The 14030-nt window shown below is 42.2% G+C and carries 12 protein-coding genes; 9 read left to right on the top strand and 3 right to left on the bottom strand.

From position 1 onward, the window contains the following. Positions 1-211: 211 nt before the first annotated feature. The 3 genes from ftsX to ftsY are packed head-to-tail and all read right to left on the bottom strand — an operon-like array spanning position 212 to position 4184. On the bottom strand, positions 212-1198 hold the full coding sequence (gene ftsX / locus KQP93_RS03085) for a permease-like cell division protein FtsX (RefSeq protein WP_217875777.1): 987 nt from the start codon (positions 1196-1198) through the stop codon (positions 212-214). Next, positions 1195-1872 carry a cell division ATP-binding protein FtsE gene (gene ftsE / locus KQP93_RS03080; protein WP_054560978.1) on the bottom strand — a complete coding sequence of 226 codons (678 nt, stop codon included), beginning with the start codon at positions 1870-1872 and terminating at the stop codon, positions 1195-1197. The genes ftsX and ftsE overlap by 4 nt, the downstream gene beginning before the upstream one ends. A 53-nt stretch (positions 1873-1925) precedes the next feature. Then, the gene (ftsY, locus tag KQP93_RS03075) at positions 1926-4184 is read right to left on the bottom strand and encodes a signal recognition particle-docking protein FtsY (protein WP_217875776.1); all 2259 of its coding nucleotides are present in this window, start codon (positions 4182-4184) and stop codon (positions 1926-1928) included. Positions 4185-4393: 209 nt separating this feature from the next. On the opposite strand from ftsY, the gene rsmD reads away from it, so the two are divergent. From rsmD to purH, 9 genes are all read left to right on the top strand, one after another. After that, positions 4394-5011, top strand: a complete 618-nt coding sequence (rsmD, locus tag KQP93_RS03070) for a 16S rRNA (guanine(966)-N(2))-methyltransferase RsmD (RefSeq protein WP_217875775.1) — start codon at positions 4394-4396, stop codon at positions 5009-5011. Between the two features lie 145 nt (positions 5012-5156). After that, the gene (gene rpsU / locus KQP93_RS03065; RefSeq protein ID WP_002957797.1) at positions 5157-5372 is read left to right on the top strand and encodes a 30S ribosomal protein S21; all 216 of its coding nucleotides are present in this window, start codon (positions 5157-5159) and stop codon (positions 5370-5372) included. A gap of 21 nt (positions 5373-5393) precedes the next feature. Beyond that, positions 5394-5840 carry a GatB/YqeY domain-containing protein gene (locus KQP93_RS03060; protein ID WP_054551044.1) on the top strand — a complete coding sequence of 149 codons (447 nt, stop codon included), beginning with the start codon at positions 5394-5396 and terminating at the stop codon, positions 5838-5840. A 136-nt stretch (positions 5841-5976) separates the two neighbouring features. Continuing rightward, positions 5977-7728 (top strand): DNA primase, encoded by a 1752-nt coding sequence (gene dnaG, locus KQP93_RS03055; protein WP_217875774.1) that lies wholly within the window; start codon positions 5977-5979, stop codon positions 7726-7728. A 123-nt stretch (positions 7729-7851) separates the two neighbouring features. Then, positions 7852-9708 (top strand): RNA polymerase sigma factor RpoD, encoded by a 1857-nt coding sequence (rpoD, locus tag KQP93_RS03050; protein WP_217875773.1) that lies wholly within the window; start codon positions 7852-7854, stop codon positions 9706-9708. Between the two features lie 64 nt (positions 9709-9772). Then, entirely contained in the window at positions 9773-10654 is an 882-nt protein-coding gene (gene prmA / locus KQP93_RS03045; protein WP_217875772.1) for a 50S ribosomal protein L11 methyltransferase, read from the top strand. A gap of 270 nt (positions 10655-10924) precedes the next feature. After that, entirely contained in the window at positions 10925-11896 is a 972-nt protein-coding gene (dusB, locus tag KQP93_RS03040; RefSeq protein ID WP_217875771.1) for a tRNA dihydrouridine synthase DusB, read from the top strand. Between the two features lie 21 nt (positions 11897-11917). Continuing rightward, a complete protein-coding gene (gene fis, locus KQP93_RS03035) occupies positions 11918-12208 on the top strand; it encodes a DNA-binding transcriptional regulator Fis (protein WP_002957804.1) in 291 nt (96 codons plus the stop codon). 229 nt (positions 12209-12437) lie between these two features. Next, a complete protein-coding gene (gene purH, locus KQP93_RS03030; protein ID WP_054560984.1) occupies positions 12438-14024 on the top strand; it encodes a bifunctional phosphoribosylaminoimidazolecarboxamide formyltransferase/IMP cyclohydrolase in 1587 nt (528 codons plus the stop codon). Positions 14025-14030: the final 6 nt, after the last annotated feature.

Below are 14030 nucleotides of genomic sequence, written 5' to 3'. Positions count from 1 at the left end.
ATAAACATTTGAAACCATCTTAGCACTCTTTAAGCGAGAGTGCTAACTTCAATTAAAAACTTTTTTAAAGTTCAAATCAAGTGGTTTTTGCATCTATTTTTAGTTTACGCTAACACGCTGAATAAGCGATGAATTCTAGCTTGGAGTGATATTCTGATAAATTAACAGCGACTACTATTTATCGCTAAAAGAGCAGTGTAACAATGAATTGTTACACTTTATCGGGTTCAATTTCTTTTATGTAGCGGTTAACTGATAGGTAAGAACCAACAAATCCTAAGCCTGTTGCAAGAGCGACTAAAATGCCAAACTCTGTGAGTGTTAAACCAATTAAGTCAAAGCTGGTTTCATAAACACCTGCAACATCGCTTACAGCAGCACCAAGCCACCACATCATTAATGCAACACAAATAAAAGAGAACAAACCGCCAATAATACCGTACCAAATCCCTGTCCATAAAAATGGTGCATGAATAAAGGTATTTGTCGCCCCAACTAACTTCATCACCTGAATTTCATCTTTCTTATCCATGATTGATAAGCGGATAGTATTACCAATGATCAGGGTGACGGAGGTTAATAATAGTAGAGCAATAGTGATCACGCTTTCTTTTAATAAACTTAAAAGTGCATTTAATCGCTCAAGCCAAGCAATATCGAGTTTACCAAAATCCACTTCTCTTTCGCCTTCAAGCTTTTGCAGTAATTGTTTTGCTGTATTTGGCTGACGGTATCGTGCTGTCGGCGTGACGATAACAACATCAGGTAACGGGTTCGCATCTAAATATTCAAGTGCTTGGCCAAATCCTGATACTTGTTTAAATTCAGTGAGGGCATCGCCCTTTGATATAAACTCTACTTTATCTACCTCAGGGTAGAGTGCTAAACGCTTAACTAAGGTTTGCGTTTGCTGTTCGCTCATAGTTTCTTTTACGAACAACGAAATCTCTGCAGCATCTTCAAAGCCACTGCTCACTTTCGAGACATTTTTAACCACTAAATAAAGCGTCGCTGGCAGTGTTAAGCTTAATCCCAATACCGCAATGGTCATCAATGAGGCTAAAGGCGTTCGCCACATTTCACCGAGGCTGTGCACACCTTGGCGAATAAGATTAATAAAGAAGAAATAAGGCACTGCTAAAAATGACTTTTTCTGACGTTCGTTTTGGCTGTTGCGGCTTTTAAACAATAAACTCATAGTGCCCCCTCAGCTAACGGATCGTCAATCATACGGCCATCTTTCAGTGTTAGACTGCGATAACGCATACGCGCAATTAAGCCAATATCATGGGTTGCAATCAGCACGGTTGTACCATGATTATTAAAGTCTTCGAATAAACGTAATATGTCCATCGAAAGCTCAGGGTCTAAGTTACCGGTTGGCTCATCGGCTAATAGGATTGGCGGTGAATTAACGATAGCGCGAGCAATACCCACACGCTGCTGCTCACCACCTGATAAGGTTGCTGGATTACACTTCGCTTTATCGAGTAACCCGACTTTATCAAGCGCACCGTGAACGCGCTTAGCTATTTGCTTGTGGTGCGTACCTTCAATAATCAAAGGTAAGGCAACATTATCAAACACTGAGTAACGTTCTAGTAAGCGGTGATTCTGAAAGATGATACCAATATCGCGACGCACATAAGGGATCTGGCGTGATTTAACAGCATTTAAATCAACACCATTAATAAGCACCTGCCCTGCCGATGGACGCTCCATCAAACTAATAAGCTTCAATAGGGTACTTTTACCTGCACCACTGTGCCCAGTTAAAAAGGCCAGTTCGCCAGGCTTAATATGAAAGCTGACTTTTTCAAGGGCACGATGGCCACCTGGGTATGTTTTACTGACTTGCTGAAAATTTATCATTTTAGTTATCAATCATCTTGCAGCGAAAAAGGGAGCAAGCTCCCTTTAGTTAATTATGCGTCATCCTCGTCTTGGCTAAATAGTGCATCAATAAAGTCACTACTATTAAAGGTACGTAAATCATCAATACCTTCACCAACACCAATGTAACGAATTGGGATATTAAATTTATCAGCAACAGCGAAAATCACACCACCTTTAGCGGTACCATCAAGTTTAGATAAAGTAATGCCCGTTAAACCAACACATTCATTAAATAATTTAACTTGGCTAATTGCGTTTTGACCTGTACCTGCATCTATAGTTAGCATAACTTCATGCGGCGCATCTGGGTCAATTTTCTTCATTACACGGGCAATTTTTTCAAGCTCTTGCATTAGGTTATCTTTATTTTGCAAGCGACCTGCTGTATCGGCGATTAACACATCAGCATTACGAGCCTTTGCCGCCTGAAATGCATCAAATACTACTGACGCACTGTCTGCACCTGTATGCTGAGCAATCACAGGAATGCTATTACGCTCACCCCATACTTGCAGCTGCTCAACCGCCGCAGCGCGGAAGGTATCACCCGCAGCAAGCATCACTGACTTACCTTCGCTTTGGAACTGCTTCGCTAATTTACCAATCGTGGTGGTTTTACCGACACCATTTACACCCACCATTAAGATAACAAATGGCTTTTTATCACCACTTACAACCAGCGGCTGCTCAGCGGTTTTAAGCATACTTGCCATTTCTTGTTTCATTAACTCGTATAAAGCATCGCCATCTTTTAACTGCTTACGATCAGCGGCATCAGTTAGGTTATCAATCAACTTCATTGTTGTATCAACACCTAAATCGGCTGTCAGTAACTGTGTTTCTAATTCTTCAAATAACTCATCGTCAATTTTCTTACCGCTAAATATAGACGCAAAGCCAGAACCAATATTAACGCGAGTTTTTAATAGGCCTTTTTTAAGGCGTGCGAAGAAACCTTCTTTCTTTGGTTTTTCAGCAGCGGCTTGCGCTGCTTTCTCTTGCTCTAAGCGCTCCGCTTGTGCTTTTTCTGCCGCGATACGTTCTTGCTCTAAACGTTCAGCTTCTGCTTTTTCAGCTGCAATACGCTCTTGCTCTAAGCGCTCCGCTTGTGCTTTTTCTGCAGCAATGCGTTCTTGCTCTAAACGTTCAGCTTCTGCTTTTTCAGCTGCAATACGCTCTTGCTCTAAGCGCTCCGCTTGTGCTTTTTCTGCCGCGATACGTTCTTGCTCTAAACGTTCTGCCTCGGACTTTTCTGCTGCGATACGTTCTTGCTCTAAGCGAGCAGCTTCTGCCTTCTCTGCAGCAATTCGTTCTTGCTCTAGACGATCCGCTTCTGCTTTTTCTGCAGCAATACGTTCTTGTTCTAAACGATCCGCCTCTGCTTTCTCTGCAGCAATACGTTCTTGCTCTATACGTTCAGCATCGCGTCTTTCTGCAGCAATGCGTTCTTGTTCTAAGCGCTCCGCTTCTTCCTTTTCTGCCGCGATACGTTCTTGTTCTATACGTTCAGCATCGCGTCTTTCTGCCGCAATGCGTTCTTGCTCTAAACGTTCAGCTTGTGCCTTCTGTGCAGCAACTTGCTCAGCTTCACGCTGCGCCTGTTCTGCTGCAGCACGTTCTTGCTCTAATTTCATTGCTGCTTCTTGCTCAGCAAGACGAGCTTGTTGTTCTTGAAGTTGTTGTTCTGCCGCTTGTTGCTCTTGAGCTAAACGTTCAGCTTCTGCCTTTTCTGCCGCAATGCGCTCTTGTTCTACACGTTCCACCTCTGCCTTTTCTGCGGCGATACGTTCTTGCTCTAAGCGCTCAGCTTGTGCCTTCTGTGCAGCAACTTGCTCAGCTTCACGCTGCGCCTGTTCTGCTTCGGCACGCTCTTGCTCCAATTTCATTGCTGCTTCTTGCTCAGCAAGACGTGCTTGTTGTTCTTGACGTTGTTGTTCAGCCGCTTGCTGCTCTTGAGCTAAACGTTCCGCTTCTGCCTTTTCTGCCGCAATGCGTTCTTGTTCTAAACGTTCAGCTTCTGCCTTTTCTGTCGCAATGCGCTCTTGCTCTAAACGTTCAGCCTCTGCCTTTTCTGCAGCGATTCGCTCTTGCTCTAAACGTTCCGCTTCTGCTTTTTCTGCAGCAATGCGTTCTTGCTCTAAACGTTCAGCTTCAGCCTTTTCGGCTTCAATTCGCTGTTGTTCTTCTATTTGCTTCTGGTTATCAGCATCTTTTGCTGCTTGCTCTGCTTGTTGCTTATCTGATTTGCCAAAACCAAACCAAGACAGGAATTTACTTTTTTTTGCCATACTTGCTAATAACCACTTATAAAAATCTGATAAACTTACATGAATAATAGTTTGGTGACAGTTCAGCTTTTAAGCCAAACATAAACAGGTACCATCTATCGCTAAGGTCGCAATACTATCACTTTTAGCGCAGTAGAAAAATGACACGCTAGCTATTGCATACAATATTATCTGAGCTAGTGGTCAGTTACCAATGATTAGTGAGTTAAATGAGAAAAAAATCAACAGCTAACCGCCAAGCAAAAGCAGCGAACAATAAATCAGCAAATGGTTTTATTCGTATTATTAGTGGGCAATTTCGCGGTAGAAAATTACCAGTAAAAGATGTGCAAGGCTTGCGCCCAACCACAGACCGTATAAAAGAAACTGTATTTAACTGGCTAATGCAAGATACCCGAGGCGCAGCGGTACTCGATTGTTTTGCCGGTTCCGGCGGTTTAGGTTTTGAGGCGTTATCGCGCTTTGCTGATCATGCTGTATTTTTCGAACTAGATAAAAGTGCTGTTAGCCAACTAAAAGAAAACATTAGCACGCTTAAATTGGATAATGCCGTCGTAAAACAAGGCAATAGCCTTTCATTATTAGAACAAAACACGCAAAACGAGCAATTTGATCTAATTTTTGTTGATCCGCCATTTCGACAAAACTTGGCTGAAAAAAGTTGTTTTTTACTCGAAAAAAATAACTGGTTATCTGCCCAAGCACTTATATATGTTGAGGTCGAAAGCGAACTAAGCGACCTAGATACTCCAGATAACTGGATGCTTTTAAAAGAAAAAGCTGCCGGACAAGTGATTTGTCGACTATATCAACGCGAGACAAATTAACCCTGTTTTGCAAACCTAGTTTCTGTTAATATTATTCTTTACATGTGGTGTTGCTTCGGATTACAATACCGCACCATTTTTGAACCACTTGGTCGTTATTCGATCAACTTGAGCAACGCTCATTATTTAGGTAGGTGAATTTTTAATGCCAGTAATTAAAGTAAGAGAGAACGAACCGTTTGACGTAGCACTTCGTCGCTTCAAGCGTTCATGTGAAAAAGCAGGTATCCTTTCAGAAGTTCGTCGTCGCGAGCACTATGAAAAACCAACAGCTGAGCGTAAGCGTAAAAAAGCTGCTGCAGTAAAGCGTCACATGAAGAAGCTTTCTCGCGATAACGCACGTCGCGTTAAATTATACTAATCAGTATTTGGTCTTGTATAAATGAGCCTTTTATTAACGCTAAAAGATGCGCAAAAAGATGCGATGAAGGCAAAAGACAAAGAACGTCTTAAGCCTATCCGCATGGTACTTGCTGCAATCAAGCAACGTGAAATTGACGAGCAAATTACGCTTGACGACGACGGTATTACCGCTGTTTTAGTAAAGCTTGTTAAACAACGTCGCGATTCTTACACCCAGTACATTGATGCGGGTCGTGAAGATTTAGCTGAAATTGAAGCCAGTGAGATTAAAGCACTTGAAGAATTCTTACCTCAACAATTGAGTGAAGAAGAAATCATTGCTCTTATTGACTCGGCTATAGCTGATACAAACGCAGCGGGTATGCAAGACATGGGTAAGGTAATGGGAGTTATCAAAAGCAAAGCTGAAGGTCGTGCCGATTTAGGTAAGATTTCTGGCTTAATCAAGCAACGATTAACTGCCTAACCCCCACATACAGATGTATGATTCAAGCAAACCGAGCCTAGTGCTCGGTTTCTTGCTTTTAGTCTTTCATAAACACAGTAATTGTGTTCAAATCTTATTTTAGAACGCATAGATAGCGCAGGAAAATACAACAGCTATGGCCGGAAAGATCCCTCGACAGTTTATTGATGATTTACTCGCTCGCACAGATATTGTTGAGTTAATTGATTCGAGAGTTGGCCTTAAAAAAGCAGGTAAAGACTACCAAGCCTGTTGCCCATTCCATAACGAAAAATCACCTTCATTTACCGTTTCTCAAGATAAACAGTTTTATCACTGCTTTGGTTGTGGTGCCAATGGCAATGCAATTTCATTTGTCATGGAGTACGACAAATTAGAGTTCGTTGATGCCATTGAAGAATTAGCGAGTATGCTCAATTTAGACGTACCTCGCGAACAAGGTACAAGCTCAGGCCCACAACGTACAGCCGAACAAAAGCGATCTGATTACGATTTAATGTTACATGCTGCTCGCTTTTACCAACATCAATTAAAGCATCATGCCAACTCGAAAACGGTTATCGACTATATCAAAGGTCGTGGTTTAAGCGGTGAAACAGCGAAAAAATTCATGATTGGTTATGCGCCTAGTGAATGGGAAGCACTATGCCAGCAACTTGGCCGCAACAAAGAACAAAAAGAGCAGCTTGTTGAACTGAAACTAGCCTCTGAAAAATCACCAGGTCGTCAATTTGACTTCTTCCGTGACAGGCTCATGTTCCCTATTCGCGATAAACGCGGTCGGGTGATTGCATTTGGTGGCCGTGTTATGCAAGCGGATCAAGGGCCTAAATACCTTAACTCACCAGAAACCCGTATTTTCCATAAGGGCTTTGAGCTTTATGGTTTATACGAAGCCAAGCAAGCACATAAAAAACTTGAACATATTCTAATTGTTGAAGGTTATATGGATGTTGTTGCTTTAGCTGAGCAAGGCATCGAATATGCCGTTGCCGCCCTTGGCACAGCAACGACCGCAGAACATATGCACACTTTATTTAGAACCACAGATAAAGTGATTTGCTGCTACGACGGTGACCGTGCAGGCCGCGATGCTGCTTGGCGAGCTCTTGAGAATGCACTGCCTTATCTTGCTGATGGTAAGTCATTAAAATTTGTGTTTTTACCAGATGGTGAAGATCCTGATTCACTGGTACAACAAGAAGGCAAAGACGCTTTTGAAGCTAGGTTAAGCGAAGCGGATGATTTTACTAAGGTGCTGTTTAATAAACTCAGCCAAGAGATAGACCTGACACAAGACGCGGGTAAAGCAAAGCTCCTTAGTGATGCCCTGCCGTTGATTGAAAAAATCCCTAGTGATTTTTACCAAGAAAATATTTTGGAACATCTTGGCCGCTTAATAGGTCGTACAAGAGAGCAGTTAAATAATCGCGTTAAGTCACCCAAGCAACAGCATGCGATTGAACGTAAGTTTAAAATAACACCGATGCGCCAAGCGATTGGTATTTTATTGCAACACCCAAATTTGGCGACCAGCATTGCTTATATGCCAGAGTTAGCTGAGATGAAAATAGCCGGTATTGAGCTGTTTTTACGCATTCAGCACTTAGCACTAGAACGTGAAGGAATCACGACGGCACAAATTTTAGAGTCATTTAGAGATGGCGCTGAATATGACGCGCTAGTGAAATTAGCAACTTGGCAACACCAAATAAATGACGATCGTTTAGAGACGGTTTTTAAAAATACTTTTAAATTTATTGAAGACCAGTGTTTAAATTATCGACTAGAGACCCTATTAATAAAAGACAAGACCCAAGGCTTAAGCAGCGAAGAAAGGCTAGAATGCCACTTACTGACGCAAGCGTTAAAAGGCAGCAACAGCTAGTCAGAATTGAATAATGCTGTTATACTGTGCTATTCACTGCGTCTAGTTAGTTTTCGTGTCGCTTAATTAGTAAGCGAGCTGGCGCCTGTTGTATCAACTTTCAGAGTGGAAGAATAAATCTCTATGGATCCAACTCCTCAGTCACAATTAAAGCTTCTGATTCAAAAAGGTAAAGAGCAAGGTTATTTAACTTTTGCAGAAGTTAATGATCACCTTCCACAAGACATTATCGACTCAGATCAGGTAGAAGATATCATTAGCATGATTAATGATATGGGTATCAAGGTAAGTGAAAACGCACCTGATGCCGATGAATTAATGATGCAAGAAACAACGACAGACGAAGACGCAGCAGAAGCCGCGGCAGCTGCACTTGCGACTGTAGAAAAAGAGATCGGTCGAACAACTGACCCTGTACGTATGTATATGCGTGAAATGGGTACTGTTGAACTTCTTACGCGTGAAGGCGAAATTGTAATCGCTAAGCGTATTGAGGAAGGTATTAACCAAGTACAGATTTCAGTTGCTGAATATCCTGAAGCAATTACTTATCTACTAGAGCAATGGGACAAATTCGAAGCAGAAGAAATGCGCTTGAGCGACATTATTTCTGGTTTCTTTGATCCTAATAATGAAGATGAATCACAAATTTCTGCAACACACATCGGTTCTGAGTTAAACGAAGAGCAACTCGACGACGAAGACGACGAAGACGATGATGAAGAAGACGACAGTGATGACGATGATGATAGCGATGGCGACACAGGTCCAGATCCTGAAGAAGCCCGTATTCACTTCGAAAACTTACGTGAGCTTTATAACAAAGCACGCGAGACGTTCGAAGAAAAAGGTCGCTCACACCCTGATTCACTTGAAGCTATTACAGAAATCGGCGAACTATTTAAAACATTTAAATTAGTGCCAAAACAGTTTGACCGCATGGTTAACAACATGCGTGAAATGATGGACCGTGTTCGTGTACAAGAACGTATCATCATGAAGCAAGCTGTACAAATTGCTAAATTACCGAAAAAGAACTTCATCAAGCACTTTGCAAACAACGAAACAGATAGTAGCTGGATTGACCTTGAAATTGCTGCTAACGAGAAATACTCTGTAGCACTTGAAACAGTTAAACCAGAAATCATTCGTTGTATCAGTAAATTAAGTGCTATTGAAGAAAGCACGGGTCTTAGCATAGAACGAATTAAAGATATCAACCGCCGCATGAGTATTGGTGAAGCAAAAGCTCGCCGTGCGAAGAAAGAAATGGTTGAAGCGAACTTACGTCTTGTAATTTCAATTGCGAAAAAATACACCAACCGTGGTTTACAGTTCTTAGACCTTATCCAAGAAGGTAATATTGGTCTAATGAAAGCGGTTGATAAGTTCGAATACCGCCGTGGTTATAAGTTCTCAACTTATGCAACATGGTGGATCCGTCAAGCAATCACGCGTTCGATTGCTGACCAAGCACGTACCATCCGTATTCCTGTGCACATGATTGAGACGATCAACAAGTTAAACCGTATCTCTCGTCAAATGCTACAAGAAATGGGTCGTGAGCCGAGCCCAGAAGAATTAGCTGAGCGTATGTTAATGCCTGAAGACAAGATCCGTAAGGTACTTAAGATCGCTAAAGAGCCAATTTCAATGGAAACACCAATCGGTGATGATGAAGATTCGCATTTAGGTGACTTCATTGAAGATACCACTATCGATTCACCTATTGATTCTGCAACCATGGAATCATTACGTGGCGCAACAAACGACGTACTAGCGGGCTTAACAGCACGTGAAGCTAAAGTACTACGTATGCGTTTCGGTATCGACATGAACACTGACCATACATTAGAAGAAGTAGGTAAACAATTTGACGTAACACGTGAGCGTATCCGTCAAATTGAAGCGAAAGCGTTACGTAAATTACGTCACCCTTCTCGCTCTGACTTACTGAAAAGCTTCTTAGATGCTAAGTAATTTAGTATCGCGTTATTAACTAAAAGGCCGCTGTTGCGGCCTTTTTTCTATTCGAGAGATATTCATGGCTTGGATCCAAATTCGCATCAACGCAAATGCAGACAACGCAGAATTAATCAGCGACTTACTCATGGACACTGGTAGTGCCTCAGTCACCTATGTTGATGCCAAAGATACCCCTATTTATGAGCCAAAGCTTGGTACTGTGCAGTTATGGGCTGATACCACAGTGATTGGCCTGTATGACGCTAACCACGATATGGACAGCGTTGTAGCAACATTAAATGCTGAAGCAACACTCGCCGATAAGCTTGTTTATAAAATTGAACAGCTTGAAGATAAAGATTGGGAGCGAGAGTGGATGGATAACTTCCACCCAATTCAATTTGGTGAGCGCTTATGGATCTGTCCAAGTTGGCGCGATATTCCGGATCCTGATGCGGTTAATGTATTACTCGACCCAGGCCTTGCTTTTGGCACAGGGACGCACGCAACCACTGCACTTTGTTTGAAATGGCTAGAAAGCCAAGATTTAACAGGTAAAACTGTGGTCGACTTTGGTTGTGGCTCGGGTATTTTAGGAATTGCGGCGATCAAACTCGGTGCAGAGCGCATGATCGGTATCGATATTGATCCTCAAGCCCTTGAAGCAAGCCGTGATAATGCAAAACGTAATGGCGTTGCAGATAAGCTTGAAGTGTACTTACCTGAAAATCAACCAGAGTTTACAACCGATATTGTGGTTGCAAACATCTTAGCGCAACCACTTCGCGAACTACATGAAGTGATTTTAGGTCTTTTAAAACCGAATGGTAAAATTGCTATGTCAGGTATTTTAGAAGAGCAAGCTCAGTCTGTAGCCGATGTTTATGCCCCATTTTTAGCACTTGATGAAGTGGCTGTTGAGGGTGAATGGACCCGAGTAAGCGGCATCAAGAAAGCCTAAATAGCGCTAGAGCATTTACTCAAAAATAATAGGTAAAGCCAGTATTTAACAGGCTTTACCTTATTTTTACAGTTAGTAGTTTCTCACTTTTTTGTGAGTAAAAATTTTTCTGTTCAAATATCAAACAAATCAACCAGCCCTTCAAACTGTTATCAAAAGTCAATACAAAAAGGGCAAAAAAAAGTCACTTTTGTTCAATTTATAGCCTTTGATTTTTGCTCAAAAAGCCGTAAACTTAGCGCCCCTTGAAAAGAGGCCAATTGAATAACAGTGCGTATCGGTTCATACCAACTTGAGAACAATGTAATTGTCGCGCCAATGGCAGGCATTACAGACAGACCATTTAGACAACTTTGCCGTCGCTTAGGTGCGGGCCTTGCTGTTTCTGAAATGCTCTCGTCAAACCCGAAAGTATGGAAAACCGAAAAATCGATGAACCGTATGGATCACAGCGGTGAGTCGGGAATTCGTTCGGTGCAAATCGCCGGAGCCGATCCTGAGCTTATGGCACAGGCAGCACAATTCAATGTCAGCAATGGTGCACAGATCATAGATATTAATATGGGGTGCCCAGCTAAAAAAGTGAATAAGAAACTCGCAGGCTCAGCCTTATTACAGTTTCCTGAATTAGTACAAGAGATACTCGATGCCGTTGTTAATGCTGTCGATGTCCCTGTCACTTTAAAAATCCGTACCGGATGGGATCAGGATAACCGTAATGGTGTCGAGATTGCGAGAATAGCTGAACGTTATGGCATTGCTTCACTGGCAGTACATGGGCGAACGCGCGCATGTATGTATAAAGGTGAAGCAGAGTACGCCACAATTAGGGAAATAAAACGTTCAGTGTCTATCCCTGTCGTTGCTAATGGTGATATTACTTCACCAGAAAAAGCAAAGCAGGTTTTGGATTATACGGGTGCAGATGCCATTATGATTGGTCGAGCCGCCCAAGGTCGCCCTTGGATTTTTAGGGAGATAGACCACTATTTGCGAACTGGAGAACATTTGCCAGCACCTGAAATTTCAGAAGTGCGTAGCATTTTGATGGAGCATTTAGACAATCTTCATCAGTTTTACGGGGAGTCAATGGGAGCGCGTATCGCTCGAAAGCATGTATCTTGGTATTTGCAAACCCATGACAGTGACGGTCAGTTTAGGCGAGTATTTAATGCGTTAGATAACCCACAGGCACAAGTCGACGCATTAGAAGAATACTTTAAAACACTAGCAGCTAACTAAGAAAGAAAGAGACATATAACGATGTTCGAACAAAACGTGACTTCTCCATTTATCACAAACCCTCATGTACAGTCACACGAGAAACCACAGCCGTTGCGTGATGCAGTGAAAAAAGCTGTTCATCACTACTTAAAGCAACTTAATGGTCAAGACGTACAAGACGTATACGACCTTGTTCTTTCTGAGCTAGAAGCACCATTACTTGAAGAAGTAATGACGTACACGCGTGGTAACCAAACTCGTGCTGCAATCTTACTAGGTATCAACCGTGGTACTTTACGTAAGAAACTTAAAAAGTACGGCATGAACTAATACCAGTTATATTGAACGGTAATCATTCTAACGAGCTATCGTTATAATTGCTTACAGCTTCATAGTAACTGGTAATAAGTTATTTGAAAAAAGCACCTTAGGGTGCTTTTTTTATAGCTGTTAAAAACTATGCAAAATCCTCACGCTTTAAACGTCGTTTTTTAAAGCAGATTCAGTTAAAATACCGCCTTTCTAAGCTAGCTCAAACATTGAGGTAATCAAAACTACAATGGATACACATCGTCCAATTCGTCGCGCACTATTAAGTGTGTCAGATAAAACCGGTATCGTTGAATTTGCTCGCGCTCTTGAAGCACAAGGCGTGGATATTTTATCAACTGGCGGTACTTGCAAATTACTTGCTGATAACGGCATCAAAGTCACTGAAGTATCTGACCATACTGGTCACCCTGAGATCATGGATGGTCGCGTAAAAACACTTCATCCAAAAATTCACGGCGGCATCCTAGCGCGTCGCGGTCAAGATGAAGACGTAATGGAGGATCACAACATCTCTGCTATCGATATCGTTGTAGTTAACTTATACCCCTTCGCAAACACTGTTGCGAAAGAAGACTGCAGCCTAGAAGATGCGATTGAAAACATTGATATCGGTGGTCCAACTATGGTTCGCGCTGCAGCGAAAAACCATAAAGACGTAACTATCGTAGTTAATGCAAAAGATTACGACCGTGTGATCAGCGAAATGCAAAGCAACAACGGTTCAACAACGTATAAAACACGTTTTGATCTAGCTATTGCCGCTTACGAGCACACAGCTCAGTACGATGGTATGATTGCAAACTACTTCGGCAAAATGGTTCCTGACTACACAGAGGAAGCTGCTGAAGAGACTAAGTTCCCACGCACTATCAACATGCAGTTCACTAAAAAGCAAGATATGCGCTACGGTGAAAACTCACACCAAGACGCAGCTTTTTATGTTGAAAACGACCTAACTGAAGCATCTGTTGCAACGGCGGTTCAACTGCAAGGTAAAGCACTTTCTTACAATAACATTGCTGACACTGACGCAGCATTAGAGTGTGTAAAAGAATTCGACGTACCAGCGTGTGTTATCGTAAAACATGCGAACCCTTGTGGTGTGTCAATTGGTGACAACATTCTTGAAGCCTATGATCGCGCATTCAAAACTGACCCTACATCAGCATTTGGTGGCATCATCGCATTCAACAAAGAGCTTGATGCAGACACAGCTGAAGCAATTGTTGCTCGTCAATTCGTTGAAGTTATCATTGCACCTAAAGTATCTGAAGCTGCAGCCCAAATCGTATCTGCTAAGCAAAACGTACGCTTATTAGAATGTGGTGAATGGTCTGGAAATGCAACAGGTCACGACATCAAGCGTGTTAATGGCGGTATTCTAGTTCAAGACCGCGACCTAGGCATGGTAACGCAAGGCGACCTTAAAGTTGTATCTAAGCGTCAACCAACTGAGCAAGAATTAAAAGATTTATTATTCTGCTGGAAAGTAGCTAAATTCGTTAAGTCTAACGCGATTGTTTATGCACGTGATGGTATGACGATTGGTGTAGGCGCAGGTCAAATGAGCCGCGTTTACTCTGCGAAAATTGCAGGTATCAAAGCTGCTGACGAAAACCTAGAAGTTAAAGGTTCAGTTATGGCATCTGATGCATTCTTCCCATTCCGTGACGGTATTGATGCAGCAGCAGAGGCTGGCATCACCGCTGTTATTCAACCAGGTGGTTCAATGCGCGATGAAGAAGTTATCGCTGCAGCTGACGAAGCTGGTATGGCAATGGTATTTACAGGTATGCGCCATTTCCGCCACTAATCACAT

The sequence above is a fragment of the Pseudoalteromonas shioyasakiensis genome (genome assembly GCF_019134595.1).
GTDB lineage: Bacteria > Pseudomonadota > Gammaproteobacteria > Enterobacterales > Alteromonadaceae > Pseudoalteromonas > Pseudoalteromonas shioyasakiensis_A.
Note: the sequence above shows the minus strand (reverse complement) of the source record. Positions and strands in the feature narration are given on the sequence as shown.